Source organism: Actinomadura fibrosa, assembly GCF_900659615.1.
GTDB classification, from domain to species: domain Bacteria; phylum Actinomycetota; class Actinomycetes; order Streptosporangiales; family Streptosporangiaceae; genus Spirillospora; species Spirillospora fibrosa.
Genome location: NZ_CAACUY010000075.1, coordinates 12,554 through 37,165 on the forward strand (window position 1 = coordinate 12,554; position 24,612 = coordinate 37,165).

At 74.1% G+C, this 24,612-nt stretch carries 25 protein-coding genes; 14 read left to right on the forward strand and 11 right to left on the reverse strand.

Annotation, left to right across the window (positions count from 1 at the left end; all coding sequences use genetic code 11):
* Positions 1 to 7: 7 nt before the first annotated feature.
* On the reverse strand, positions 8 to 1,612 hold the full coding sequence (locus E1300_RS24160; RefSeq protein ID WP_242619369.1) for an AMP-binding protein: 1,605 nt from the start codon (positions 1,610 to 1,612) through the stop codon (positions 8 to 10).
* A gap of 136 nt (positions 1,613 to 1,748) precedes the next feature.
* Between E1300_RS24160 and E1300_RS24165 the strand changes: the two genes are divergently transcribed.
* Both E1300_RS24165 and E1300_RS24170 read left to right on the forward strand, forming a co-directional pair.
* A complete protein-coding gene (locus E1300_RS24165) occupies positions 1,749 to 2,678 on the forward strand; it encodes an arginase family protein (protein WP_242619370.1) in 930 nt (309 codons plus the stop codon).
* Positions 2,675 to 3,307 carry a maleylpyruvate isomerase N-terminal domain-containing protein gene (locus E1300_RS24170; protein WP_131759345.1) on the forward strand — a complete coding sequence of 211 codons (633 nt, stop codon included), beginning with the start codon at positions 2,675 to 2,677 and terminating at the stop codon, positions 3,305 to 3,307. The genes E1300_RS24165 and E1300_RS24170 overlap by 4 nt, the downstream gene beginning before the upstream one ends.
* On the opposite strand, the gene E1300_RS24175 is transcribed toward E1300_RS24170, so the two are convergent.
* Genes E1300_RS24175 through E1300_RS24190 form a run of 4 tightly spaced genes read right to left on the reverse strand, consistent with a single transcriptional unit; the run spans position 3,304 to position 8,712 of the window.
* On the reverse strand, positions 3,304 to 4,386 hold the full coding sequence (locus E1300_RS24175) for an alanine racemase (RefSeq protein ID WP_131759346.1): 1,083 nt from the start codon (positions 4,384 to 4,386) through the stop codon (positions 3,304 to 3,306). The two genes, E1300_RS24170 and E1300_RS24175, sit on opposite strands and share 4 nt — an antisense overlap.
* The gene (locus tag E1300_RS24180) at positions 4,383 to 5,987 is read right to left on the reverse strand and encodes an IucA/IucC family protein (RefSeq protein WP_131759347.1); all 1,605 of its coding nucleotides are present in this window, start codon (positions 5,985 to 5,987) and stop codon (positions 4,383 to 4,385) included. Before E1300_RS24180 ends, E1300_RS24175 begins: the two co-directional genes overlap by 4 nt.
* Positions 5,978 to 7,570 carry an IucA/IucC family protein gene (locus E1300_RS24185; protein ID WP_242619371.1) on the reverse strand — a complete coding sequence of 531 codons (1,593 nt, stop codon included), beginning with the start codon at positions 7,568 to 7,570 and terminating at the stop codon, positions 5,978 to 5,980. The genes E1300_RS24180 and E1300_RS24185 overlap by 10 nt, the downstream gene beginning before the upstream one ends.
* Entirely contained in the window at positions 7,567 to 8,712 is a 1,146-nt protein-coding gene (locus E1300_RS24190) for an ATP-grasp domain-containing protein (protein WP_131759348.1), read from the reverse strand. Before E1300_RS24190 ends, E1300_RS24185 begins: the two co-directional genes overlap by 4 nt.
* Before the next feature lie 133 nt (positions 8,713 to 8,845).
* Between E1300_RS24190 and E1300_RS24195 the strand changes: the two genes are divergently transcribed.
* Positions 8,846 to 9,454 carry an HD domain-containing protein gene (locus tag E1300_RS24195; RefSeq protein ID WP_131759349.1) on the forward strand — a complete coding sequence of 203 codons (609 nt, stop codon included), beginning with the start codon at positions 8,846 to 8,848 and terminating at the stop codon, positions 9,452 to 9,454.
* A 17-nt stretch (positions 9,455 to 9,471) separates the two neighbouring features.
* On the opposite strand, the gene E1300_RS24200 is transcribed toward E1300_RS24195, so the two are convergent.
* Positions 9,472 to 9,738: a DUF4031 domain-containing protein gene (locus E1300_RS24200; RefSeq protein ID WP_131759350.1), complete on the reverse strand. Its 267-nt coding sequence runs from the start codon at positions 9,736 to 9,738 to the stop codon at positions 9,472 to 9,474.
* A 73-nt stretch (positions 9,739 to 9,811) separates the two neighbouring features.
* On the opposite strand from E1300_RS24200, the gene E1300_RS24205 reads away from it, so the two are divergent.
* The gene (locus E1300_RS24205) at positions 9,812 to 11,194 is read left to right on the forward strand and encodes a dipeptidase (protein WP_131759351.1); all 1,383 of its coding nucleotides are present in this window, start codon (positions 9,812 to 9,814) and stop codon (positions 11,192 to 11,194) included.
* A gap of 33 nt (positions 11,195 to 11,227) precedes the next feature.
* On the forward strand, positions 11,228 to 12,145 hold the full coding sequence (gene nudC / locus E1300_RS24210; RefSeq protein ID WP_131759352.1) for an NAD(+) diphosphatase: 918 nt from the start codon (positions 11,228 to 11,230) through the stop codon (positions 12,143 to 12,145).
* Between the two features lie 150 nt (positions 12,146 to 12,295).
* Here the strand turns inward: nudC and E1300_RS24215 are convergent, their stop codons facing one another.
* The gene (locus E1300_RS24215; RefSeq protein ID WP_131759353.1) at positions 12,296 to 12,577 is read right to left on the reverse strand and encodes a mycoredoxin; all 282 of its coding nucleotides are present in this window, start codon (positions 12,575 to 12,577) and stop codon (positions 12,296 to 12,298) included.
* Positions 12,578 to 12,742: 165 nt separating this feature from the next.
* Between E1300_RS24215 and E1300_RS24220 the strand changes: the two genes are divergently transcribed.
* The 5 genes from E1300_RS24220 to E1300_RS24240 all read left to right on the forward strand — a co-directional run bounded on the left by E1300_RS24220 (position 12,743) and on the right by E1300_RS24240 (position 17,119).
* A complete protein-coding gene (locus E1300_RS24220) occupies positions 12,743 to 14,818 on the forward strand; it encodes an ATP-dependent DNA helicase UvrD2 (protein WP_131759354.1) in 2,076 nt (691 codons plus the stop codon).
* Between the two features lie 71 nt (positions 14,819 to 14,889).
* Positions 14,890 to 15,753 (forward strand): acyl-CoA thioesterase II, encoded by an 864-nt coding sequence (tesB, locus tag E1300_RS24225; RefSeq protein WP_131759355.1) that lies wholly within the window; start codon positions 14,890 to 14,892, stop codon positions 15,751 to 15,753.
* Between the two features lie 292 nt (positions 15,754 to 16,045).
* A complete protein-coding gene (locus E1300_RS24230; protein WP_131759356.1) occupies positions 16,046 to 16,426 on the forward strand; it encodes a hypothetical protein in 381 nt (126 codons plus the stop codon).
* 122 nt (positions 16,427 to 16,548) lie between these two features.
* Positions 16,549 to 16,827, forward strand: coding sequence for a WhiB family transcriptional regulator (locus E1300_RS24235; RefSeq protein ID WP_131759357.1), 279 nt, complete (start codon positions 16,549 to 16,551; stop codon positions 16,825 to 16,827).
* Between the two features lie 97 nt (positions 16,828 to 16,924).
* Complete coding sequence (locus tag E1300_RS24240; protein ID WP_131759358.1) at positions 16,925 to 17,119, forward strand: hypothetical protein; 195 nt, start codon at positions 16,925 to 16,927, stop codon at positions 17,117 to 17,119.
* Positions 17,120 to 17,277: 158 nt separating this feature from the next.
* Here E1300_RS24240 and E1300_RS24245 read toward each other — a convergent pair whose 3' ends face one another.
* Positions 17,278 to 18,609 (reverse strand): ABC1 kinase family protein, encoded by a 1,332-nt coding sequence (locus tag E1300_RS24245; RefSeq protein WP_242619372.1) that lies wholly within the window; start codon positions 18,607 to 18,609, stop codon positions 17,278 to 17,280.
* 177 nt (positions 18,610 to 18,786) lie between these two features.
* Between E1300_RS24245 and E1300_RS24250 the strand changes: the two genes are divergently transcribed.
* The 3 genes from E1300_RS24250 to E1300_RS24260 all read left to right on the forward strand — a co-directional run bounded on the left by E1300_RS24250 (position 18,787) and on the right by E1300_RS24260 (position 21,052).
* Entirely contained in the window at positions 18,787 to 19,587 is an 801-nt protein-coding gene (locus E1300_RS24250; RefSeq protein ID WP_131759360.1) for an enoyl-CoA hydratase/isomerase family protein, read from the forward strand.
* A gap of 197 nt (positions 19,588 to 19,784) precedes the next feature.
* Positions 19,785 to 20,348, forward strand: a complete 564-nt coding sequence (locus E1300_RS24255) for a M48 metallopeptidase family protein (protein WP_131759366.1) — start codon at positions 19,785 to 19,787, stop codon at positions 20,346 to 20,348.
* Positions 20,345 to 21,052, forward strand: a complete 708-nt coding sequence (locus E1300_RS24260) for a hypothetical protein (protein ID WP_242619373.1) — start codon at positions 20,345 to 20,347, stop codon at positions 21,050 to 21,052. Before E1300_RS24255 ends, E1300_RS24260 begins: the two co-directional genes overlap by 4 nt.
* A 16-nt stretch (positions 21,053 to 21,068) precedes the next feature.
* Here the strand turns inward: E1300_RS24260 and E1300_RS24265 are convergent, their stop codons facing one another.
* The 3 genes from E1300_RS24265 to E1300_RS24270 all read right to left on the reverse strand — a co-directional run bounded on the left by E1300_RS24265 (position 21,069) and on the right by E1300_RS24270 (position 23,388).
* Complete coding sequence (locus E1300_RS24265) at positions 21,069 to 21,584, reverse strand: NUDIX hydrolase (RefSeq protein WP_131759368.1); 516 nt, start codon at positions 21,582 to 21,584, stop codon at positions 21,069 to 21,071.
* Positions 21,585 to 21,808: 224 nt separating this feature from the next.
* Positions 21,809 to 21,985 carry a hypothetical protein gene (locus E1300_RS50275; RefSeq protein WP_165502970.1) on the reverse strand — a complete coding sequence of 59 codons (177 nt, stop codon included), beginning with the start codon at positions 21,983 to 21,985 and terminating at the stop codon, positions 21,809 to 21,811.
* Positions 21,982 to 23,388, reverse strand: a complete 1,407-nt coding sequence (locus E1300_RS24270; protein WP_131759361.1) for a zinc-dependent metalloprotease — start codon at positions 23,386 to 23,388, stop codon at positions 21,982 to 21,984. Before E1300_RS24270 ends, E1300_RS50275 begins: the two co-directional genes overlap by 4 nt.
* Positions 23,389 to 23,477: 89 nt before the next feature.
* On the opposite strand from E1300_RS24270, the gene E1300_RS24275 reads away from it, so the two are divergent.
* Entirely contained in the window at positions 23,478 to 24,560 is a 1,083-nt protein-coding gene (locus tag E1300_RS24275; RefSeq protein WP_131759362.1) for an NAD-dependent epimerase/dehydratase family protein, read from the forward strand.
* The last annotated feature ends 52 nt before the right edge of the window (positions 24,561 to 24,612 follow it).

Sequence of the window (24,612 nt, forward strand, 5' to 3'; positions counted from 1 at the left end):
TGCCCTTTTAGGGGGTCAGGGACTTCGCTTTTACCTTGCCTGTGCTGGTTCGGGGGAGTTCGTCCACGAAGTGGACGTCACGCGGGACTTTGAAGCGGGCCAGGTGCCTTTTCACGTGGGCCTTCAGGGCTTCTTCGGTTATGTCGGAGCCCGGGGTGCGGACTACGTAGGCTGCTAGGCGTTTGCCGAACTTGTCGTCGTCCACGCCGGTCACCGTCACTTCGGAGACGTCCGGGTGGGCGCCCAGGAGGTCTTCGACCTCGCCGGGGAAGACGTTCTCGCCGCCGGAGACGATCATGTCGTCGGCGCGGCCGTCGATGAAGAGGCGGCCGGCCTCGTCGAGGTGGCCGAGGTCGCCGGTGCCGGTCAGGCCGTCGCGGACGCGCTTGCCGCCGCCGCCCGTGTAGCCCGCGAAGCGCAGGCCGCCGCCGGTGTAGACCTCGCCGGTCTCGCCGGGCGGCAGCTCGCGCCCGTCCTCGTCCAGGATCCTGATCGTGAGGCGGAAGGACGGCCTGCCGACCGTGCCGGGGGCCTCGCGCAGGTCGGCCGGGGTGGCGATGGTCGCCCAGCCGGTCTCCGTCGCGCCGTACACGTTGATCAGGACGTCGCCGAACGCGTCCATGAACGCCTCGGACAGGTGCGGGTGCAGGGCGGCGCCGCCGCAGACGACCGTGCGGAGGGACGGGGTGCGCGGGCGGTCCGGGACGTCCAGGAGGCGCTGGAGCATCACGGGCACCGCGACCAGGGTCTCCGCCTCGCAGTCGGCGATCGCCGAGAGGATCTCGGACGCGTCGAAGCGGCGGAACAGCATCAGCGGCATGCCCATCCCGAGCCCGACGGACAGGTACGCGAAGCCCAGGATGTGGAAGAGCGGCGGCGCGACGACCAGCGGCGCGCCGGAGCGGACGGGGACGCGCATCAGATGGCTCAGCGCGGCGGGGAGCAGGGAGGTGAGGCTGATGTCGTGCTGGGCTCCCTTTGGCGTTCCGGTGGTGCCGGACGTCATGATGATGACCCTGCTGGTGCCGTCCGGGTTCAGCGGTCGGGGCTCGGTCGCGTCCGCGAGTGTGTCGATGGACTCGTGGTCGTCCTTCGCCTCGGTCCAGGCCAGGAGGCGCCGGCCGGTGAAGGACGACTCGTCCACGACCTCGGTGAACTCCTCGTCGTGGATGAGGAGGCCGACGCCTTCGCGGTCGGCGACGTCGCCGAGCTGGGTCGCGGAGAAGTCGGTGTTCAGCAGGACGACGTCGTTGCCGAGGCGGGACGCGGCGAGGACGGACGTGACGAACCCGCGGTGGTTGCGGCAGAGGATGCCGATGCGGTCGCCGTCGGTGAGCCGGTCGCGGAGCGCGGTGGCGAGCGCGGCCGCGCGGTGTTCGAGTTCGGCGTAGGTGAGGACGCCGCGCTCGTCGATCAGGGCGGCGCGGTCCGGGAAGCGCAGCGCCGACATCGCGCCGACCGTGGCGGGCACCGGACCGAAGCGCAGGTAGGGGAACAGCAGCCGGGCGGCCCGGTCGGGACGCACCGGGCTGAGCACGCCCACGTCCCGCACGGCGCGGGCCGCGCGCGCTCCCTGGCTCGCGAACGTGCGCACCCGGTCGAGCAGAACCACGGAACCTCTCCTTCGTCGGCCGGTCGCCTCCGGCGAACGGACGGGCCGTTGCGGGAAGGTCCGAAGGCATACCCGGCATCCGCTCGGATATGTGGCCAGGTGGACGGACGGGCGCCGGGGGCGGTAGATGTTCGGCATGACGATCGGCCTGCTGTCCGCCCCCACGAACCTCGGCCTGCGCCCGCCCGCGCCGACCAGCGTCCCCGGCTGCGCCAAGGCACCCGAAGCGTTCCGCGAGGCCGGGCTGTACCGGCGCTTCGCGGAGCTCGGCGCGCGCGAGCACGGTGTCGTCCTGCCCGGCCGGTACGCCGACGACGCGACGCCGGGCGCGCTGCGCAACCAGGCCGCGATCGTCGAGCACGCGCGGCGGCTCGCCGGGCGCATCGACCTGTTGCGGGACGAGGGGCTGGCCCCTCTGGTCATCGGCGGGGATTGCAGCATCCTCGTGGGCGCCGGCCTCGCCCTGCGGCGTGCCCCCGGACGCTACGGGCTCATCCACCTCGACGGGCACACCGACTTCCGCCATCCCGGGAACTCCGACCGGTGCGCCAGCCTGGCGGGGGAGGACCTCGCGGCGGCGGTGGGTCGGCACTGGCCCGCGATCGCCGACCTCGACGGGCTCGGCCCCTACTTCCGTCCCGAGGACTCCGTTCACGCGGGCTGCCGCGACGATGACGACGCGCTCGACGAGGTCACGGATTCGCTGGGCGCCGTCGTGCCCGCGTCGCGGATCCGGCGGCAGGGCGTCGAGCAGGCCGCGCGGGAGATCCTGGAGGTCGCCGACCGCGCCGATCTCGACGGCTACTGGCTCCACCTGGACGTCGACATCCTCGACCCCACCGTGATGCCCGCCGTGGACAGCCCCGATCCCGGCGGTCTGGACGCGGCCGAGCTGACCGGGCTGCTCGCCGCGCTCGCGCCGCGCGCGATCGGCGCGCAGGTGACCGTCTTCGACCCGGACCTCGATCCTGACGGCGCCTATGCCCGTCTGCTCACCGACGTCCTCGTGGCGGGACTCGCCGCGCTCGGCGATGATCGCCGGTCGGCGGGTAGCGTCGTCCCATGATCCGACCCCCTGTCACCGCTGACGACCTCGACGAGGCCGTCCATTTAGCCGTCGACACCCTGCGCCGGGCGCCCGCGGACGCCTGGGACGGCAACGCCGGGACGCTGGAGTGGACCTGCTGGGAGACCGTCGAGCACCTGAGCGACGACCTGTTCGCCTACGCCGCCCAGCTCGGCCCCCGCGTCCCGCCGAACGACCGCGAGGTCCCGTTCGTCTGGGCGGCCCGGCGCCCTGGGGGCCCCGCGAACGTGATCCACGCCGATCGCGCCGCGGGGCCGGACGGTCTCCTCCAGGTGCTGGAGGCGTGCGGTGCGATGCTGGCCGCCATGGTCCGGACGACGTCGCCGGACGTCCGCGCCCATCACGTTTTCGGCGCGTCCGACCCGGAGGGCTTCGCCGCGATGGGCATCGTGGAGACCCTCGTGCACACGCATGACCTGGCGGAGGGGCTCGGCCTTCCGTGGGAACCGCCCGACGCGCTGTGCCACAAGGTCCTCTTGCGCCTGTTCCCGGAGGCCCCGCTCGCGCCGCGTCCCTGGCCGACCCTGCTCTGGGCCACTGGACGCGCCGAGCTAGGCGACCGCTTCCCGCGCCGCACCGAGTGGCGCTGGGACGGCACCCCGCGCTAACGGAGGTAGTGGAAGGTGGGGGGTGGGTGCATGAGGAAGTCGTGGTGGGAGATGTTCCAGGCGTAGGCGCCGGCCATGGTGAAGGCGATGACGTCGCCCGGCGCCAGGGGCGGGACGGGGATGTCGCGGGCCAGGACGTCCTTCGGCGTGCAGAGCTGGCCTACCAGGGTTGCCCTGTGTATGGGCGCGACGGATGAGGTCAGTACCTCGAACGGTTGGTTGTGGCCCTTCGCCGCGGGGGTGCGGAGGTGGTGCGTGCCGCCGCGGAGGATCACGTAGGTCTCGCCGCGGGTCGTCTTCACGTCGAGGACGTCGGTGACGTAGCGGCCGTGGTACGCGGTGATCGAGCGGCCCGGTTCGACGCGGAGGGTGGCGCCGGAGCCGATGTCCGCGAGGCCCTGGCCGTAGGCCGTCCAGTCGAAGCGGGTCCCGCCGGTGTAGTCGACGGCCATGCCGCCGCCCAGGTTGATCTCCGGCTCCGGGACGCCGCGGGCGCGCAGCCAGGGGAGCGCCCAGGACGTGATCCGGGAGGCGAGGTCGAGCATCGCGGACGCGTCCAGGCCCGACGCTAGGTGGGTGTGGATGCCCCGCAGGGTGATATCCGGCATGTCCGAGATGAGGCGGGCGCATTCGTTGAGGGCGTCCTCGTCCATGCCGAACGGGCCGCTCATCGCGAGGACGGCGCCCGGCACGGCGATCGGCAGGTTCGCCCGCAACAACACCTCGGCCGGGCCTAGTGCGGCCAGGCGCGCCAGTTCCCTAGGGCTCTCGACGTGGACGCGCTCGACCTTCGCGTTCAGGGCGGCGGCGAGTTCGTCATCGGTCTTGCCCGGGCCGCCGAAGGCGAGGCGCGCGTTGGGGAGCGTCGCGCGGACGTGCGCGAGTTCGCCGCCGGACGACACCTCGAAGCCGTCCACGTGCGGGGCGAGCGTGCGGAGGATCTCCGCGTCGGGGTTCGCCTTGGCGGCGTAGAACAGCTCGGTCGGGCCGAGCGCGGCGCGGACTCCGCGGACGTGGTCGGCGAGGCCGCGCAGGTCGTAGACGTAGGCCGGGTAGCGGGGCAGGGCGGCGAGGTTCACAGCGGCCCCACGGCGAGCGGGTTGGGGGCGGGGACGTAGGTGGCGCCGCGGTCGGCGGTGCGGGACCAGCGGGTCCGTAGGTTGGCCTTCGCGGGCAGCGGGACGCCGGCGAGCAGCGCACGGACCTGCGGATGGCCGTCGCAGGCGGCGAAGTGCCTGCGGGCGGTGTCCCACAGGACGGCGTCCAGGGCGGGGTGGAGGTCGGCGACGGCGGCGGCGATCTCCGCGAGGTGGTTGACGACGAGGCAGTAGACGACGCGGTTCCAGCCGTGGCCGGCGTCGTAGGTGAGGGCCTCGGCGACGCGGGCGGGCAGGCCGGACAGGTCCCAGCGGCCCGCGGTGAGCTTGGTGCCCTCCAGGTCGCGGAACGCGGCGCGGACGGGCATGCCGTCGCCGTCCACGCAGATCAGGACGTTCTGGAGGTGCGGTTCGAGGACGACGCCGTGGTCCAGGTAGGCGCGCAGGACGGGCGGGGCGACGTGCGCGACGTAGGCGTCCCACCAGGCGAGGGCGCCGTCCGGGGTCGACAGGGCGGGCAGCTCGCTGAGGAACGTCCCGTACGGGTCGGCGAGCGCGCCCGCGAGGAGGGGCGTGCCGGGCAGGTCGCGGACGCCCTGGCGCAGGATCACGCCGAGGCCCTCGTACAGGCGGCGGTCGGCGAGGGTGGTGCTGCGGTAGGCGGGCTCGGCGAGGAGCGTCGCGCCGAGCCCGGCGAACACGCGGGGCAGGCGCTCGTTGAGGGCGACCGCGCCGGCGAGCTCGTACCAGGCGTTCTTGCGGACGCAGTTGGTGATGCGCACGTCCAGGCTGAACTTGCAGAACAGGTCGGCGTCCGGCAGGTACACGGTGCGGACGGACGAGGTGGGCAGCGCTTCGGCGCCGGACGGCCCGAGGTCGACGACGAGCCGGTCGGCGAGGGCGCGGCGCAGCAGCGGGCGGTCGGCGAGCAGTCCGAGCTGCCAGGGGTGGACGGGCAGCAGCCGGTGGCGGGGCGGGGCCGGGGGCCCGTGCTCTTCTAGGGCGGCGAACGCGCCGGGCGCGCCCTCCTCGGCGACCAGGTCCTCGCGGACGGCGAGCCAGTGCGGCCGGAACCGGGCGCGGGTCTCCGGCGCGTACCGCAGCCAGTCGGCGGGCGCGCCCTGGCGGGCCTTCGGGGACGGGTGGAAGCGGTGCCCCGCGACGAGCGCCTGCTCGGACGCGACGTAGCGGCCGTGCTCGGGGCGCGGTTCGCCGCGCGCTCCGATGATCGCCGCGAGCGCGGTGTGGCTGTCGCCGACCTGCGCGAGGAACTCGGGGTTGGCGCGGCCGGTCGCGAGCTCCAGCTCCCCGGCGACGAGGTCGGCGAGCCGGTCCCAGGGCGCGGGGATCCAGGTGTCGTCACGCCGCTCTTCATAGGGCGGGACGAGGCGGTAGGTGGGGCCCGCCGGGGGGCGGGCGAGGCCGGCGCGCAGCACGACGCCGGCGCGGGGGAGCCGCACGACGAGGTGCGCGCCGTCCGGCCAGACCTGCTGCTCGGGGGCGCAGACCTCGCGGACCAGGCAGTTGAGCAGCGCGGTCGAGGTGGCGTCGTCGGCCGTGAGGGCCCGTCCTGTCAGAAGCACGTCGCGTCCCGTAGGTAGTTCGGCCCCGGCGGGCCGTAGTGCTTGTTGATGTCCGCGGCGCCGGTCCTGGCCTTGTCGACGAGGGTCCCGGCGGTGATCATGGCCTTGCCCGGCAGGACCGTCGCGTCCAGGGTCCGGGCGCGCAGGAACGCGTCGTCCGGGCCGAGCGCGGCGTCGAGCCGGTCGCGGACCAGGGCCAGCGCCGCCCGCCGCGGCAGCAGGCCGCGCCGGGCCAGTCCGAAGGCGGGTGCGGCGGCGCACAGGTGCAGGGTGATGGTGACGAACACGCGGGCGAGCGCCTCCGGGTCGCGGGTGGTCATCCGCTGGTCGAGGAGGTCGCGGGGATCGGTGCCCGGCGCGGGCGCGAGGTGCTCGCGCAGCCGGCGCGGGTCGATGAGCGCGCCGTCGTTGTCCTTGATCAGCAGCCGGGGCGGCCCCCCTTCCGGCGCGTCCCCGTCGAGGACGAGCGCGACGTTCTGCTGATGCGCCTCCAGCGCGATGCCGTAGCGGAACAGCGTGACGTTCCAGGCGAACAGCGCCGACAGGTAGGCGCCGAAGAGGTCCTCGACGTCCCAGCGCTCGATGACGTGCCCGCCGTCCGGGGACTCGGCGAGCAGCCCCGCGACGGGGACGACGTGCGCGCGCGCCGTCTCGGCGGGGAACCGCCGGACCAGATACCCCAGCAGCGGAGAGCGGGCGTGCCCGTAGGTCTGCTCGTCCGCGAGGAGGACGGGATGCGGTTCCTTGTCGAGGACGCGCCGCAGGATCCGTTCGACGAGCGCGCCGTCTGGGAGCGTGCCGGGCACGATCGTGCGGCGGTTGCGCATCCCGAGCGTGCTCGTCGGCAGCGGCATCTTCAGGTGGTCGAGCGGCCCGGCCACCACGGTCCGCATCGAGAGCGTCGGGGTTACCTGGAGGTAGGGGTCGGGGCCGACCTCCACACCCGGCTCGGCGCGGACGTGCGGCACCGCTAGCGGATGGACGGGGAACACCGTGCCCTTCCCGGGCAGCCCCACGTCTTCCGGGTCGGGCCACCAGGACGGGCGCGTGCCCGCGAGCGTCACGTCGGCGTCCGGGACGGACGCCCAGCGCAGCGGGAACCCCGGGTTGAACTCGGGCGCGTACCGGCTGAGGTCCGCCATGCTCAGGCCCGCCCGGCCGCGGCCCGCCGGGTGGACGGGATGGTCGGTGAACGCGGCGAGCGTCTCGTAGAACGCCCCGGGGCCGCGGCGCAGCTCGTCCGGGATGCGCGCGAGGCGCCGGTGGACGGCGGGCCGCGCGTCCTCGTGCAGGCGGACCGCGGCGAGCGCGTCCAGGCACTCCCGCTCGAACGCCGCGACGTCGTCGCGCGGGTCGGCGAGCGCGCGGACGGCGGCGAAGACGTCGGCCAGGCGGAGGCCCTGGCCGGGGTCGACGACGACGTCCGCCAGGAAGGGCGGGCACTGTTCAAGCAGCCGCACGGACCGCCCGGGCAGGTTCAGGACGCGCCGCGCCGGGCCGACGAGGCGCCGCATGCCCGCGTAGTCCTCGCGGAGCAGGGCGTCCAGCACGCGGGCCGCGAGCGGGCCCTCGACGTCGGTCACGTGATGGTCCAGTCGTGGGCCGCGCCGAACCGGGCGATCGCGGCCTCGACGTCGTTCGCCGCCGGGCCGATCGCCCGCACCGTGCCGAGGTAGTCGCGGTTCGTGCGGGTGACCGCGACGTCGTCGCCGACGGCGCGCTGCGGCCGGTACGCGAGCCGCACGGGCCCGTCGTCCAGCTCCACCGGGCCGGGCGCGGAGGTCAGCGTGCCGGACCGGTCCGCGATGATCCACTCGGCCACGGCGTGCCCGGCCGGGCGGGGCGGCGCGGGCGGGAGCGGCTCGCCGAGGTGGACGCGCAGGATCTGCTCGAACAGCGGGACGCCGAGCAGGTCGGCGAGCAGGAAGTCGCAGTTGTCGCCGATCAGCCGGTAGTTCACCTCGATGATCCGGGCGCGGCCGCCGGAGACGACGAACTCGGTGTGGCAGGCGCCGAAGCCGACGCCGAGCGCGGCGAGCTGCGCCAGCACCTGCGGCGTCTCCGGGGGAGGATCCGCCCATTCGAGGCGCTCCTCGACGAAGTACGGCGGCGGGGACAGACGGGTGCGGAACGACCCCAGCACGCGCATTTCGCGGCCGTCCCCGAGCGTTTCGAGGGTGTGCAGCCCGCCGGGGAGGTACTCCTCGGCGACCAGCGGGTCGCTCCGCCGGGCCGCGATGTCCGCCCGGCGGGCGGCGAGCTCCCCGGCGTCCCGCACGAGGAACACGTCCTCGCTGGCCACGCCCTCCCTCGGCTTGAGCACGAGCGGGTACGGGGCGTCCCCGGGCACCTGGCTGGCGTCCGCGGAGAACACCGGGTCGAGGGCGGCGAGATGGCGGCGCATCAGTGCCTTGTTCTTCGCCCGGGTCGCCGCCCGCCAGTCCTTGCCGGGCAGCCCGAAGTACGCGGCGGCGAGCGCCGCGGGCGCCTGGAGGAAGTCGCTGTTGGAGAAGATCCCCGCGGGCGGGTCGCCGGCCGCGGCGATGATCGCGCGGAAGTCGGAGACGTCGCACTCGACGACCGGGCCGTCGTGGACCCCCGCGTGGGCGGCCGGCCGGTCGGTGAGCAGGACCACGTCCAGGCCCAGGCGGGCGGCGGCGGGCAGGAAGCCGTGCGTCACCGAGTCGGTCGCCTTGCCGGCGACCAGGAGCAGTGGGGCGGCCACGGTCGGCCTTTCCAGTGAGATGGCGTGAGCGGTGAGCTGAGCGGTGAGGTAAGCCTTGCCTAACCGTGCACCGCAGGCAAGAACGATGCCATCGCGTGTCCCGCCCCGTCCGGCGATCCGCCAGGATGGGCCCATGGATCTCGTCGACCGGTGGGTGGCGCTGGCCGGGCCGCAGACCCGGCACATCGGCGCCGAACTGGACGCCCGCTACGGGGAACCGCACCGCCGCTACCACACCCGCGCCCACCTCACCGCCGTCCTCGACCTCGTGGACGAGCTCGCCGGGCACGCCGCCGACGCCGACGCCGTCCGCCTCGCGGCCTGGTTCCACGACGCCGTCTACGACCCCGAGCGCGCCGACAACGAGGAGCGCAGCGCCCGCCTCGCCGCCCGCATGCTCGCCGACACCGACCTCCCGGACGCGACCGTCGGGGAGGTCGTCCGGCTCGTCGAGCTCACCACCACGCACGCGCCCGCCGAGGACGACCGCGACGGCCAGGTGCTCTGCGACGCCGACCTCGCGGTCCTCGGCGCGGAACCGGACGCCTACGCCGCCTACGCCGCCGCCGTCCGCGAGGAGTACGCGTTCGTCCCCGAGGACCTCTTCCGCGCCGGACGCGCCGAGGTGCTCAACTCCCTCCTCGCGCTCCCGGCCCTCTTCCACACCCTGGCGGCCCGCCACCGGTTCGAGGAGCGCGCCCGCCACAACATCCGCACGGAGCTCATGCTGCTCGGCGCCTGACCGGGGCGCCGGGGCGCTCAGCGCGGCCGGACGGCCTTCCGCCGCCGCAGCCCCGCACGCGTCAACCGTGACAGCAGCTCCTGACAGCCGACGGCCTCGGCCCCCTGCGCCACCGCGGCGTCGTAGAGTTCGGAGGGGACGTCGTAGTGGTCGCGCTCGAACGCCCGCGGCGGCACGCCCAGCCGCGCCGCGAACGCGTGGAGCTCCTCGTAGGACTCGTCGCTCACCATGTGCGACCACACCCGGCCGCGCGCGGGCCACAGCGGCGGATCGATGAGGATCACGAGGCCTCCGGGGGACGGGTGACGGGCATCCCTTACAGTGCCTGAACAGTACGACATGCGAAGGGGCATGCAGGTGGACGTAGCCACGTATATCCAGGCCGGCAGGGACCGGTTCGTCGCCGACCTCAAGGACTGGCTGGCGATCCCCTCCATCTCCGGGAACCCCGCCCACGCGGGCGACGTGCGGCGCTCGGCCGACTGGCTCGCCGCGTACCTGCGCGACCAGGGCTTCCCGACCGTCGAGACCTGGGAGACGCCGGGACTGCCCGCCGTCTACGCCGAATGGCCCGCCGACGACCCCGAGGCGCCCATCGTCCTCGTCTACGGCCACCACGACGTCCAGCCGGTGGAGCCGCTCGCCGAATGGGACACCGACCCGTTCGCGCCGACCGAGATCGGCGACCGGCTGATCGGTCGCGGCGCGTCCGACGACAAGGGCCAGGTCTTCTTCCACACCCTCGGCGTCCGCGCCGCGCTCGCCGCGTCCGGCGCCGCCGCCCCGCCCGTCACGATCAAGATGCTCGTGGAGGGCGAGGAGGAGTCCGGCTCCGTGCACTTCGCCGGCCTGCTGCGCGAGCACCGGCACCGGCTCCGCTGCGACGCGATCGTCATCAGCGACACCACGATGTGGGCCGCGGACGTCCCGTCCATGTGCACCGGGATGCGCGGCCTCACCGAGGCCGAGATCACGCTGCGCGGGCCCTCGTCCGACCTGCACTCCGGCTCGTTCGGCGGCGCCGTCCCGAACCCGCTGCACGCCATGGCGAAGCTGCTCGCCGCCCTGCACGACGAGGACGAGCGCGTCACCCTTCCCGGCTTCTACGACGACGTCGTCCCGCTGACCGACGAGGAGCGCGCCCTGTTCGCGCGGCTGCCGTTCGACGAGGACGCCTGGCTGCGCACCGCCGGCGAGAGCCGCGCCCCCTACGGCGAGAAGGGGTACACCACCCTGGAGCGCGTCTGGGCCCGGCCGACCGCCGAGATCAACGGCATGTGGGGCGGGCACACCGGCCCCGGCGGCAAGACGATCGTCCCCCGCGAGGCGCACGCGAAGGTCTCCTTCCGGCTCGTCGCCGGACAGGACCCCGGCAAGGTCCAGGAGTCGCTGAAGACCTGGGTCGCCGACAACACCCCGCCCGGGATCACCGCCGAGGTCCGCATCCCCGGCGCCGGCGTCCGGCCGTGCTTCTCGCCGATCGACTCGCCCGGCGTCCGCGCCGCCCGCCGCGCCATGGAGCGCGCGTTCGGCCGGGAGATCATGTTCACCCGGGAGGGCGGCAGCGGCCCCGAGGCCGACCTCGCCGACATCCTGGAGGCGCCGCTGATCTTCGTCGCGGTCGGCCTCGACGACGACCGCATCCACGCCCCCAACGAGAAGGTCGAGATCCCCCTGCTGCTCAAGGGCGCCGAGACCGCCGCCTACCTGTGGGAAGAACTGGCCGCCGCGCTGCGCTGAACCAGCGGTGTCCGGAAACGGGGGAGGAACTCGATGACGGTGGCGGACGGCCCGCTGGAATGGCTGGCACTCGCGCGCGGGACGCTGAACCGCGTCGCGCTGCACCGGCGCGACGACGCCTGGCTGGAGGCGGCGTGGGCCGACCCGCGCTCCCGCGTCCTCGTGGTGGAGGACGGCCAGGTCCTCGTGACGCACGAGCCCGCCCCGGCGCTCGTCTTCGTCCCGCCCGACCGGGCGCCCGGCGGCGACCGCTGGCTGCTCGGCGTCGACGACGACGGCACCGCCTACTTCGGCGTCCCCGGCCCGCTGCCCGCCGTCGAGGGGGCGGAACCGGCCGGGCTCCGCCGCGTCGGCGCGCTCCTCGCCGACCGCGACTCCGGCCTGCTCACCCACCTCGTCGCGCTGGAGCACTGGCACGCCACCCACCGGTTCTGCCCGCGCTGCGGCGCCGAGACGGAGGTCACCGCCGCGGGCCACGTGCGCGTCTGCCCGAAGGACGGCTCCCAGCACTTCCCGCGCGTCGACCCCGCCGTGATCATGCTGGTCACCGACGCCGACGACCGGATCCTGCTGGCCCGCGGCCCGCAGTGGCCCGCCGACCGCCGCTCGATCCTCGCCGGGTTCGTCGAGCCGGGCGAGTCGCTGGAGCAGGCCGTCGCCCGCGAGGTGGAGGAGGAGGTCGGCCTCGCCGTCCGCGACGTCCGCTACCTCGGCAGCCAGCCGTGGCCGCTGCCGCAGAGCCTGATGCTCGGGTTCACCGCCAAGGCCGACGGGGACGTCCCGCTCCGCCCCGACCCGGAGGAGATCCTGGACGCCGCCTGGTACACCCGCGACGAGCTCCGCGCCGCGATCGACGCGGGCGAGATCGTCGCACCGGGCCCGCTGTCCATCGCCGCCCAGCTCATCATGCGCTGGTACGGCGCCGACCTCCCCAAGATGCCTCCCTTCTGACGGAGGCGATGGATAGAGTTCAACCGCCCTGCGCACGCGGGGATGGTCCCCAAACGGTGCCGACGATTCTTTAGCCGGACGGGTGCTTCCGGCCTCTGCCGGAATGCGAAGGCCCGCCGACTCGGTCGGCGGGCCTTCTGCGTGCGCTGGTCAGGCGAGGGAGGCGAGCTTCGCCTTGACCGCCTTGGCGCTGGGGTTCGTCGCCGCGGAGCCGTCCGGGTACAAGATCGTCGGGACGGTCGCATTGCCGCCGTTGACGCTCATCACGAACTCGGCGGCGGCCGGGTCGCGCTCGATGTCGATCTCCACCATCTCGATGCCGTCGCGGGCGAGCTGGCTCTTGAGCCGCCGGCAGAACCCGCACCACGTCGTCGTGTACATGGTGAGCTGCCCGGCCGGCCCCTTGGCCCGTTCGGTGGTCGGCGTCGCCATCGGTGCGTCGTCTCCCTCGTTCGTTCGTACGATCTGTTCGGATACGCGTATCGAAGAACAGCGCGTCCCCGTTTCGCATTCCTTACCCGCCGTCCGGAGGGGAACCCTCGCGGGGGAGATCCGCGTCATGGCGAGCGGGGCGCCGCCGGCTGGAAGGATGGGGGGATGGTGGCTGACTCGGTGCTGGAGGGGCTCGACCCCGACCAGCGGGCGGTGGCGGAGGCCGTGAAGGGCCCGGTGTGCGTGCTGGCGGGCGCCGGCACCGGCAAGACGAGGGCGATCACCCACCGGATCGCCTACGCGACGCTGACCGGCGTGGTGACCCCGCAGCGGGTGCTGGCCGTGACGTTCACCACGCGCGCGGCGGGCGAGCTGCGGAGCCGGCTGCGGCAGCTCGGCGCCCCCGGCGTCCAGGCGCGGACGTTCCACGCGGCGGCGCTGCGCCAGCTCACCTACTTCTGGCCGCGGGTGATCGGCGGCGAGCCGCCCAAGATCCTCAACTCCAAGATCGGCCTGGTGGCGGACGCGGCGCGCGCGTGCCGGCTGTCGTTCGGCGGCACCGAGCTGCGCGACGTCGCGGCCGAGATCGAGTGGGCCAAGGTGACCCAGAACCGCCCCGAGGACTACGCCGCCGCGGTCGTGCGCGCCGCGCGCAGGCCGCCCGCCGACGTCGTCGACGTGGCGCGGGTCTACGCGATGTACGAGCAGCTCCGCCGGGAGCGCAACCTCCTCGACTTCGAGGGGATGCTGGAGCTGACGGCGGCCGTCCTCACCGAGCACCGCGAGGTCGCGAACCAGGTCCGCGAGCAGTACCGGTACTTCGTCGTGGACGAGTTCCAGGACGTCAACCCGCTCCAGAAGATGCTGCTCGACACCTGGCTCGGCGACCGCGACGACCTGTGCGTCGTCGGCGACCCCAACCAGACGATCTACTCCTTCACCGGCGCCAGCCCGTCCTACCTGCTCGACTTCACCCGCGAGCACCCGGACGCGACGGTGGTCAGGCTCGTCCGCGACTACCGGTCGACGCCGCAGGTCGTCCGGCTCGCGAACGGCGTGATCGGGCAGGCGCGGGGCGAGGGCGCGGCGCGGCAGAAACTGGAACTGGTCGCGCAGCGGCCCGACGGCCCGGATCCCGTCTTCAACGAGTACGACGACGAGATCGCCGAGGCCGACGACGCCGCCCGCCGCGCCCGCAAGCTCATCGACGAGGGCGTCCCGGCGCGGGAGATCGCGATCCTGTACCGGATCAACGCCCAGTCGGGGACGTACGAGGCGGCGCTCGCGGCGGCGGGCGTCCCGTACGTCCTGCGCGGCGCGGAGCGGTTCTTCGAGCGGCCCGAGGTCCGGGAGGCCGTCGTCCGGCTGCGCGGCGCGGCCCGCGCGGGCGCCGACGCCGAGACCGACGGCACCGGGCTGATCCACACCGTCCGGCACGTCCTGTCCGGGGCGGGGTTCTCCGACCGGCCGCCCGAGGGCACGGGCGCGGTCCGCGCGCGCTGGGAGTCGCTCGCCGCGCTCGCGCAGCTCGCCGAGGACATGGCCGCCGACGACCCGCGCGCCGGCCTGCCCGAGTTCGTCGCCGAGCTGGAGGAGCGCGCCGCCGCCCAGCACGCGCCGCCGCTGGAGGGCGTCACGCTGGCGTCGCTGCACGCCGCGAAGGGCCTGGAGTGGGACGCGGTGTTCCTCGTCGGGCTCGTCGAGGGCACGGTCCCGATCATCTACGCGAAGACGCCCGCGCAGGTCGAGGAGGAGCGCCGGCTGCTGTACGTCGGCGTCACGCGGGCGCGCGTCCACCTCTCGCTGTCGTGGGCGCTGTCCCGCTCGCCCGGTGGGTCGTCGCAGCGCCGCCCGTCCCGGTTCCTGAGCGGCCTGACGTCCAAGACCGCCACCCACACCCCCGCGCGCGTCGACCGGACGAAGCGGCGCGCCGGGAAGGGCCCGCAGCCGTGCCGCGTGTGCGGCCGCCCGCTGACCGCCGCCGTCGAGCGCAAGCTCGGCCGCTGCGAGGACTGCCCGTCCGAGCTGAACGAGGAGCTGCTCATCGCGCTGAAGGAGTGGCGCGCGGAGGTGTCGGCCGAGCAGCGGATCCCCGCGTACGTGGTGTTCACCGACGCGACCCTCCAGGCGATCGCCGAGCACGCCCCCGAGTCGCGGGAGGAGCTGGCCCGCATCCCCGGCGTCGGCAAGACCAAGCTCGACCGCTACGGCGACGCCGTCCTCGGCCTCTGCGGCGCCTGACCCGGAGCGACGCGGGGGCTACCAGGGGGTGAGACCCCGCTCACACGGGGCGATACGGAAGACTGGCCGGCGTGAAGGAGTCACTGAAGTCGCTGCTGGACCTGCTGGACCTCGAACAGATCGAGAACGACATCTTCCGCGGGCGCAGCCCCGAAGACCGGCAGCAGCGGGTCTTCGGCGGCCAGGTCGCCGGGCAGGCGCTCGTCGCCGCCGGCCGCACCGTCCCGGTGAACCGGCCCGTGCACTCGCTGCACGCCTACTTCATCCGGCCGGGCGACCCGTCGGTCCCGCTCGTCTACACGGTCGACCGCGTCCGCGACGGCCGGTCCTTCACCACGCGCCGGGTCACGGCCATCCAGCACGGCAAGGCGATCTTCACGCTGTCGGCGTCGTTCCAGATCGTCGAGGACGGCCCGGCCCACCAGGCGCCGATGCCGGAGGCGCCCGCGCCCGAGACGCTGCCGCACTCCCTGGAGCGCCTCACCCCGCTGTTCGGCGCGGTCGGCGCCCGCGAGTTCACCGAGCGCCGCCCCTTCGACGTCCGGCACGCGACGCCGCTGACGTGGGAGGCCGCGAAGGACCCGTCCCTCGCCACCCCCGAGTCGAAGGTGTGGCTGAAAGTGGACGGCGAGCTCCCGGACGACCCGCTCCTGCACGTCTGCCTGATGACGTACGCGTCCGACATGACGCTGCTCGACACCGTCCTGCTCAACCACGGCCTGGCCTGGGGCGACAAGCGGACGATGGGCGCCAGCCTCGACCACGCGATGTGGTTCCACCGCCCGTTCCGCGCGGACGACTGGCTGCTCTACTACCAGGACACGCCGTTCGCGGGCGGCGCCCGCGGCCTGGCGCGCGGCCAGGTGTTCACCCAGTCGGGCGAACTGGTCGTCTCCGTGATGCAGGAAGGCCTGGTCCGGGTCTCCGACCGGTGATCCCGGGGAGGGCGGCGCCGGGTTCGGCGATCCGCCCGAATCGGGGGACGGGCGGGTGGGGGGCGTGCGATGATCGTTTCGTGCGGGGCTCCTGAGAGGCTTCGACGCCCGGCGGGCGGCCGAGGTTCCGCGGGAGCCGGGTGAAGTCGCCCACGAATCCGCAGGTCAAAAATACCTTGATTGATTTACCGCGGTCCCCGTACGCTCGATGCGAGCAATCAACCGGCCGGTCCGGGTGGATCTTGAATCCGCCCGTGCGGCCCGAGGAGCCAGGAAGGTGGTGTGCAGTCCGGTGAACACGTTGATCAAATCCATGACGGCCTGGACCCCCGCATGCCCTGGCGCCTCGTCCGCCTATGCCGCGACCACCGTCCCGCTGCCGGCCGGCCCGAAGCCGGGCGGCTGCGCGCGGATCGACGGCGCGAGCGCGCCGTTCGGCGCCGACGCGCCGTTCGGCTGGGCGAACCCGGCCGGCGGGACCATCGAGTCCTTCGGCATGCGACTGCGCGGTCTCAATGATCTGCGCTCCGAGCAGCGAGTCCAGGACGAGCAGGGGCGACCTGTCTTCGAACTCATCGAGGACATGAGCACCCAGGCTCCGGCCACGGCCCACGTGGGCGCCTCCCTCAAGGGTGGCGTTTCGGGTCCGTACCCCTGGAGGCGACCGGTCTAGAAAGACACCGGCACAGCCCCCAGGCCGCGGATCCCGACACCGGATCCGCGGCCTTCTTATTTGCCCGGACAACCCACCGACACACCCGTTGAGATCCAACGAGAGGAACAAGGGTGACTGTGATGCAGGGGGCTCTCGCAGTGAGCGAGGAGGACCTCACTCTTCCGTGCCGGACCGACCCGGAGCTGTTCTTCGCCGAGGCTCCCGCCGACGTCGAGCTCGCCAAGGCCCTGTGCCTGGAGTGCCCGCTCCGCAAGGAGTGCCTCGCCGGCGCCCTTGAGCGCAAGGAGCCCTGGGGCGTCTGGGGCGGCGAGCTGTTCGTCCGCGGTGTGATCGTTCCGCGCAAGCGGCCCCGGGGCCGTCCGCGGAAGCACCCGGTCCCGGACGAAGTGGCCGTGTGAGGCCATGATGCCGACCGTGCCGACGACCGACCGTACGAACCCCGGAGGCGCGGCCCCCGCGAGGGGACCGCGCCTCCGGGCGGCCGGGGAGAACGAGATGACGTTGCTCAGCCAGGACCTGTCCCGGGAGCGAATACCCGCGACGGTCCCCGAGGACCTCGCGGCCCGGGTCCGGGCCCTGAGGCGCGCCCGGCGTGATGCCCAGACGAGGGCGTCCCGCGTGCGGCGCGTCCTGCTCGCGCCGACCGCGAGGACCGACCGTACCGAGGGCCACTCCCGGCCCGCCCGGTAGCAGGCTCCCGCCCGCCCTTCTTGGATGGTTTGGCGGGCGGCGCCTCCCGGCGGGCACCGAGGGGCGCGTCCGGTGGCCCACTCACCGGACGCGCCGAACGAACGGGCCCCGCGCGCCTCATCAGCGCGCGGGGCCCGTTTCGGTTCCGGGGGCGGGTTTCAGCCGGTGACGAGCTCGCCGTCCTCGTCGTCGGCGAAGCCGGGAACCCACTTCAGCGACTCGGCGCGGGCCGGGATCTCGCATTCGAGCTGGCAGAGCACGCCGGTGCCCGCCGACAGCACCCGGTGGATGATCACGTACTCGGGCGGCAGGTTCAGCTGCCGGACGACGTTCGTCGGGCGCAGGTCGGTGACCCGGGCGGCCATGTCGCGCAGCCACTCGCGGTTGAACTTGAACGTCTCGGTGACGAACGGCTCGGTGATCGGCGCCAGGAACGCCTGGAGCGACTCGGCGTCGACCTCGACGCCCTCGCGGATGAAGTCCTCCTGGCGGAGCGCGTCCTCGATCTCGTCGATGCCGGCCATCGTGCCGATCCGCAGCAGCAGGCCGAGCCGCTGCTGGAACCCGCCGGGGATGCGGTCCACGGCGCCGAAGTCGAGGACGCCGAGGCGGCCGTCCTCCAGCAGCCGGAAGTTCCCGGGGTGCGGGTCGCCGTGCAGCATGCCGGACCGCTTCGGACCGGACAGCAGGAAGCGGCAGTAGAGGAGGGCGACGTGGTTCCGCGTCTCCTGGTCGCCCTCACTGATGATCTTCGAGAGCGGGGTGCCGTCCATCCACTCGGTGACGAGCACGTCCCCGGACTGGGCGATCACCTCCGGGATGAAGAAGTCGGGATCGCCGGCGTAGGCGTCGCGGATGACCGTCTGCGACTCGGCCTCGATCGTGTAGTCGAGCTCCTCGACCACCCGCTCCTTCAGCTCGGCGAGCATCGACTTGACGTCCAGCCCCGGCATCAGGACGCCGAACAGCCGGCCGAGCCGGGCGAGCTGGTTGAAGTCGCTGATCAGCGCCTTGCCGGCGCCCGGGTACTGCACCTTGACGGCGACGGCGCGGCCGTCGTGCCAGACCGCCCGGTGCACCTGGCCGATGGACGCGGCCGCGGCGGGCCTGTCGTCGAAGGACGCGAAGCTGTCCCGCCAGTCCTCGCCGAGCGCCCCGGCGAGCACCTTGTGCACGGTGGACGCGGGCAGCGGGGGAGCGGCCTCCTGGAGCTTGGTCAGCGTGGCGCGGTAGGGGCCCGCGATCTCGGGCGGCAGCGCCGCCTCGAAGATCGAGAGCATCTGGCCGAGCTTCATCGCCCCGCCCTTGAGCTCGCCGAGCACCTTGAACAGCTGCTCGGCGGTGCGGGTCTGGATCTCCATGGCGACGGCCTCGGCCGGGCGGCCGAAGGTGCGCTTGCCGACCCCGAGCGCGGTGCGCCCCGCGAAGCCGAGGGGGAGGGACGCCAGCTTGGCTGACCGCGTCACCGCGCGGCGGGGAAGATCGCTCACGCGGTCCATTGTCCGCGATGGCATCTCGTTCGCGCCACAACCAACGGCAACAAATCCGGGCCGCTGTCTCATCTACCCTGCCTCACCTGCGCGGACGTGGTAAGTGTGCGCTTTCTCACGCGGAGTTCGGGACCCTGTCCGCACCGCCCCGGGACCCCGCGCGGTACGGTTCCGCCCATGCCCGGAGATCCGTCCGAACCGCTGCTGGTCGACCGCCGCCCCGACGGGGTCGCCGTCCTCACGCTGAACGACCCCGGACGGCGCAACGCGATGTCCGACGCGATGACCGCCGCGTGGAAGGCGGCCATCGCGGAGCTGCGCGCGGACGCCGGGCTGCGCTGCCTCGTCCTCACCGGCGCGGGCGGCGCCTTCACCTCCGGCGGCGACCTCTCCTGGCTCGCCGACACCAACGCGGTCGCCGTCCCCGCGCTGCGCGACCGGATGCTGGAGTTCTACCGGACGTGGCTGTCGATCCGGGACGTGGAGGTCCCCACCATCGCCGCCGTCAACGGGCACGCCGTCGGCGCCGGGCTGTGCCTCGCGCTGGCCTGCGACCTGCGGTACGCGGCGTCCGACGCCAAGCTGCTCGCCCCGTTCACCGCCCTCGGCCTGCATCCCGGGATGGCCGCGACCTGGCTGCTGCCCGAGGTGGCGGGGCTGCCGCTCGCCCGCGAGATGCTGCTGACCGGCCGGGTCCTCACCGGCGCGGAGGCCGCCGCGTCCGGGCTGGTCAACCGTGCCGTCCCGCGCGAGGAGGTGCTCGGCGCGGCACTGGACGCCGCCGCCCGCGTCGCCGCGCAGGCGCCCATCGCCACCCGGCTCACCAAGGTCGCCCTGTCGAACGGCGGCCACCGCGACATGGAGTCCGCGCTCCGCTGGGAGTCCCTCGCCCAGCCCGTCACCATGGCCTCCCGCGACATGGTGGAGGGGATCGCCGCCCAGCGTGAAAAGCGGACCCCGCGCTTCACCGGAGAGTGACCGCGGTCGTAACCCCTTTACCGCGGACGTTCGGCGGCGGTGGGAAAAGTGGCGGAACCGTCGGGAGAGCGTGAAAAAGAGCGGGCTTGACCTGGGCTAACGTCCAACACCCCCTATGGGCGGCGCAAATTTTTGGGTACGGTTCAGGCGTGCCCCCAAATGTTGAGGTCCGCCGCAGCAACCGACGCCGGCGCACCGTGTCCGCCTACCGGGATGGGGACAAGGTGGTGGTGATGGTTCCGTCCAGGCTCAGCAAGTCGGAAGAAGAGCAGTGGATCGCCACCATCCTGGAACGGCTCGCCGAAAGGGAGCGGCGCAGGCGCCCGAGCGACGCCGATCTCGAAACCCGCGCCCGCGAGCTGTCCCGCCGGTACCTGGACGGGCGCGCCGACCCGGTCAGCGTCCGCTGGGTCGCGAACCAGCGGACCCGCTGGGGCTCCTGCACCCCCGACGACGGCACGATCCGGCTGTCCACGCGGCTGCGCGGGATGCCCGGCTGGGTCGTCGACTACGTCCTGGTGCACGAGCTGGCGCACCTCCTCGTCCCTGGGCACGGCGCCGACTTCTGGGAACTGGTCGCCAACTACCCGAAGGCCGACCGCGCCCGCGGCTACCTGGAGGGCGTCGCCGCGGCGGCCCACCTGCCGATGGAGGCCGACGCGCCCGGCGAGGAGCCCGCCGACCTGCGCCGCCCGGCCGACCTGCACCAAGGCGACGGACTGCACCCGGGGGACCGGTTCTCCCGCGAGGCCGCGGGTTGAGCCACGGCGCCACCCGCGAGACCGGCCACGCGACCGGCCGCGAGACCGGCCAGGGTGCCGGTGCCACGGCCCGCTACGCCGCGGTCCTGTCGTTCGTCGGCGAATCCCCGGCCGCAGGCGCCCCCGCCGCTCCGCCCGGGATCGACCCGGACGAGTTCCGCCTCGCCCTCCTTGAGGACACCTACGAGGTCGTCGCCGGGCTGGAGTTCGTGACGCCCGCGCTCGTCCTCGATCCCCCCGATCAGCCGGATGCCGAGGCCGTCACCTGGCCGGGCACCGCGATCGTCCGCGCACCGGCCCCCGCCGCCGCGTTCGCCGCGCTCCACGACCTCGGGGCCGCGGAGGCCGCCCTGGTCGCGCCGGACGCCCCCGACCTGCCGCCCCTGCTGCTCGGCAAGCTGTTCCGCGCCCTCGGGAGCGCGCCCGCCGCCGCCTGCCAGGCCGCCGACGGCAACGGCCTCGTCGCCCTCGCCGCGCGGCTGCCGCTCCCCGGCTGGCTCGCCGCGGCCCTCGACGATCTCGATCTCGACGCCCCGGACGCGCTGACCCGCCTGCGCACCGCCGCGCCGCGCCCCGGCCTGGTGCCGCAGGGCCCCGGCTGGCACCGCGTCCGCACCCCGTCCGACCTGCGGTCCCTCGACCCGGGCCTGGAGGGCTGGGAGAACACGCGCGCCCTCCTCGAAGGCCACCCCCTCTCCGGCTGAGCCCGCGCGGACCCGCCTACCGGGCCAGGGCACGCCTGACCAGGGAGCGAACGACGTCGTCGGTGGGCTCCGGGAGATCGCTCACCGGGAACCAGGCGAGGTCGTCCGACTCGTCGCTCACCGCGTGCCGTGCGCCTTCCGGGGCGATCGCGACGTACTGGACGTCCAGGTGCCAGCTGCCCTGCGGATGGCAGGGCACCGCGTGCCGGTCGAGCTGGACGGGCTCCGGCAGCAGCCGCAGGCCCGCGATGCCCGACTCCTCCGTCGCCTCCCGCAGCGCCGCCGCCGCGAGCGTCGCGTCGCCGGGCTCGCAGTGCCCGCCGAGCTGGAGCCACGCCTTCAGCTTGGCGTGCAGGGTCAGCAGCACCCGGGACCGCGACGCGTCCAGGACGGCGGTGCTCGCCGTGATGTGCCCGGCCGCGCACTCCCGCCACATCCCGTCCGCCGGATGCTCCTCCAGATGCCGGAGAAACTCCAGCCGGGCACGCTCCTGCCCGGCATCGGGCGCCCGCCACCCCGACAGCACCCGCACAGCGTCGACGTACAGCACCCCCGCGCCGGGCTGCGTGCCCGGCTCCGCGCCTGGCCCCGCGCTCGGCTGCGTGCCCGGCTCCGCGCTTGGCTTCGCGTTCAGCCCCGCGTCCGGCTCCGCGTCCGGCTGCGTGCCCGGCTGTGCGCCCGGCTCCGCGTCCGGCTGCGTGCCTGGGCCGGTGCCTGGGGGCGTGGCCAGGCTCGCGGCGGGTTCCGCGTCCGGTGTCACGTGCGGCCGATGCGCGGGTACCGCGAGTTGGCCGGGTGGAGGCGGCGGCGCTCCTGGTCGCTGGGCCGCTGCCAGCACAGGCCCGCGCGCGCGGTCCGCCGCCTGATCACGTTCGCGGACGAGCCGCGCTCGTACCGGCAGCCGTTCACGCGGGGCGGCCGTGCCCGGCTCACGGGCGGGGCCCCTCGTCGCCGTCCGGGCCGTCCTTCTCGGCCGGCCCGTCCTTCTCGACACCGTCCTCGTCGGGCTTCTCGTCGCTCCCGGCCTCGGCCTCGGCGGCCTTCGTGAGCTGGGAGATGTCCAGGTCGAGGCCCTCCAGCTCGTCCCGGCCGTGGACGAACCCGTCCGGGTCGTCGAGGTCGTCGGCCGTGGGCAGCAGGTCGGGGTGCTCCCAGATCGCGTCGCGGCCCTCGGTGCCGCGGACGTCGGTGAGCGTCCGCCACAGCGCCCCGGCCTCGCGGAGCCGCCGCGGCCGCAGCTCCAGGCCGACCAGCGTCGCGAACGTCCGCTCGGCGGGGCCGCCGGTGGCGCGGCGCCGCCGCACCGCCTCGGCCAGCTTCACCGCGCCGGGCAGCCGGCCCTCGGCCACCTGGTTCACCACGGTGTCGACCCAGCCCTCGACCAGCGCGAGCGTCGTCTCCAGCCGGGCCAGCGCGGCCTTCTGCCGCGGCGTCTCCTCGGGCTGGAGTTGGATCTCCCCGCCGAGCGCCTCCTGGATCGCCTCGGGGTTGCTCAGGTCGAGGCCCTGCACGGCCTGCTCGATGCCCGACAGGTCGACGGTGATGCCGCGGGCGTACTCCTCGACCGCGCCCAGCAGGTGCGCCCGCAGCCACGGGACGTGCGCGAACAGCCGCTGGTGGGCGGCCTCGCGCAGCGCCAGGTACAGCCGGACCTCGTCGCCCGAGACCTCCAGGCCCGAGCCGAACGCCTCGACCCCGGCGGGCAGCAGCGCGCCGACGCCGTCCGGCGCGAGGGGCAGCCCCACGTCCGCGGACCCGGTCACCTCGCGGGCGAGCGCGCCGAGCGCCTGCCCGGCCTGGCCGCCGACCATCGCCCCGGCCATCTGCTTGACCATCCCGATCAGCGGGCCGGCCATCGCCTGCATGTCGGCGGGGATCTCGCCGCCGCCGAGCCCGCCGCCGAGGGCGCCGCCCATCGACTCGACCATCCGGGCCGCGATCGGGTCGCACACCTTCGCCCACACGGGAAGCGTCTGCTCGATCCACTCCGACCGGCTCCACGCCCGCGGCGACCGGATGCCGGCGGGCAGCGTCGTGCCCGCGTCCAGCCACAGGTCGGCCAGCCGCAGCGCCTCCTCGACCTGGCGCCGCTCGGCGTCCACGATCGAGGGGTCGCCCTGCTCGACCACCGAGTGCCGCGCGATGTTCTTGGCCAGATCCCAGTTGAGCGGGCCGCCGCCCCCGCCGCCCGCGCCCTGGCCGCCGATCATGTCGGCGAAGCGGTGCAGCATGTCGGCGAACTGCGCCATGTCGCCGCCCATGGCCTTGAATGGATCCTGGGGCTTGTCGTCGTCACCGTCGCCGGGACGGTTGAAGCCGAAGGGAGTGTCACTCATCGGTTTGCCCCTGGGATGCATGATGGGCTCATATCCGCAACGTTAGCCGGTCCCGGCGAGGTCGCGTACTCAAGGAAGGGGGCACCCCCGTGGCAACGGGCAAGGTTCGCCCTCGGCGTAGCAAGGGCCCGGTCGTCGCCGTCACCGGGGCGGCCACCGGTGCGGGACGGCTGCTGGCCGCCCGGCTCGCCGAACGAGAAGAGATCCGCAAGGTCGTCGCGATCGACGGGCACCGGGGCGATGTGCCCGGCGTGACCTGGCGCGTCACCGACATCAGGGATCCGCTGCTGTCCAACCGGCTCTCCGACGTCGACGTGATCGTCAACCTCGATATCGAGCGGTCCCCGGACGCCGATCCCCGGGAGCGCCGCACCCACAACGTCCGCGGCGCGCAGACCGTCGTCACCGCCGCGGCGGCCGCCCGGGTCCGCCGGGTGGTCCTCGTCACGAGCGCGATGGTCTACGGCGCGGGGCCCGGCAACGAGGTCCCCCTGGACGAGGACGCGCCGCTGCACGCCGAGGCCAACGCCAGCATCGCCGGCGACTACCTGGAGATCGAGGAGCTGGCCGTCAACGCCCCGCTCACCCATCCCGGGCTGAGGATCACCGTCGTGCGTCCCGCCGCGCTCGTCGGCCCAGGCGTCGACACCGTCGTCACCCGGCACTTCGAGGCGCCGCGGCTGCTGTCGGTCAAGGGCAGCACGCCCGGCTGGCAGTTCTGCCACATCGAGGACCTCGCGTCCGCCCTCGACACCGTCGTCACCGAGGACGTCCAGGGGCCCGTCGCCGTCGGCTGCGAGGGCTGGCTCGGCGCGGACGAGGTCGCCGAGATCACCGGCAAGCGCGGCTTCGAGCTGCCCGCCGCCCTCACCTTCGGCATGGCGCAGCGCCTGCACCGGCTCGGCATGACCCCGGCGCCCGCCACCGACCTGCACTACGTCGCCTACCCGTGGGTCGTGGACTGCGCCCGGCTCCGCGCCGCCGGCTGGAAGCCGCTCTACGACAACGCCACCGCGCTGCGCATCCTGATGGACGAGACCGCGGGACGGCACGCCGTCGTCGGCCGCCGCGTCGGCGGCAAGGAGGCCACCATGGCCACGGCGGCGGGCGCCACCGTCGCCGCCATCGGCGCCGCCGCCGCGATCCGCCGCGCCCGCAAGCGCCGCCGCTGACCTCCCGGCCGGGCCCGCCCGCACGGACGGACCCGGCCGATCAGCCGTGCCG

Bases quoted from the DNA above. Each gene is read 5' to 3' on its own strand.
- E1300_RS24165 (WP_242619370.1), top strand. From the start codon at position 1,749: ATGACGATCGGCCTGCTGTCCGCCCCCACGAACCTCGGCCTGCGCCCG.
- E1300_RS24170 (WP_131759345.1), top strand. From the start codon at position 2,675: ATGATCCGACCCCCTGTCACCGCTGACGACCTCGACGAGGCCGTCCAT.
- E1300_RS24195 (WP_131759349.1), top strand. From the start codon at position 8,846: ATGGATCTCGTCGACCGGTGGGTGGCGCTGGCCGGGCCGCAGACCCGG.
- nudC (WP_131759352.1), top strand. From the start codon at position 11,228: ATGACGGTGGCGGACGGCCCGCTGGAATGGCTGGCACTCGCGCGCGGG.
- E1300_RS24215 (WP_131759353.1), bottom strand. From the start codon at position 12,577: ATGGCGACGCCGACCACCGAACGGGCCAAGGGGCCGGCCGGGCAGCTC.
- E1300_RS24220 (WP_131759354.1), top strand. From the start codon at position 12,743: ATGGTGGCTGACTCGGTGCTGGAGGGGCTCGACCCCGACCAGCGGGCG.
- E1300_RS24235 (WP_131759357.1), top strand. From the start codon at position 16,549: ATGCAGGGGGCTCTCGCAGTGAGCGAGGAGGACCTCACTCTTCCGTGC.
- E1300_RS24240 (WP_131759358.1), top strand. From the start codon at position 16,925: ATGACGTTGCTCAGCCAGGACCTGTCCCGGGAGCGAATACCCGCGACG.
- E1300_RS24250 (WP_131759360.1), top strand. From the start codon at position 18,787: ATGCCCGGAGATCCGTCCGAACCGCTGCTGGTCGACCGCCGCCCCGAC.
- E1300_RS24270 (WP_131759361.1), bottom strand. From the start codon at position 23,388: ATGAGTGACACTCCCTTCGGCTTCAACCGTCCCGGCGACGGTGACGAC.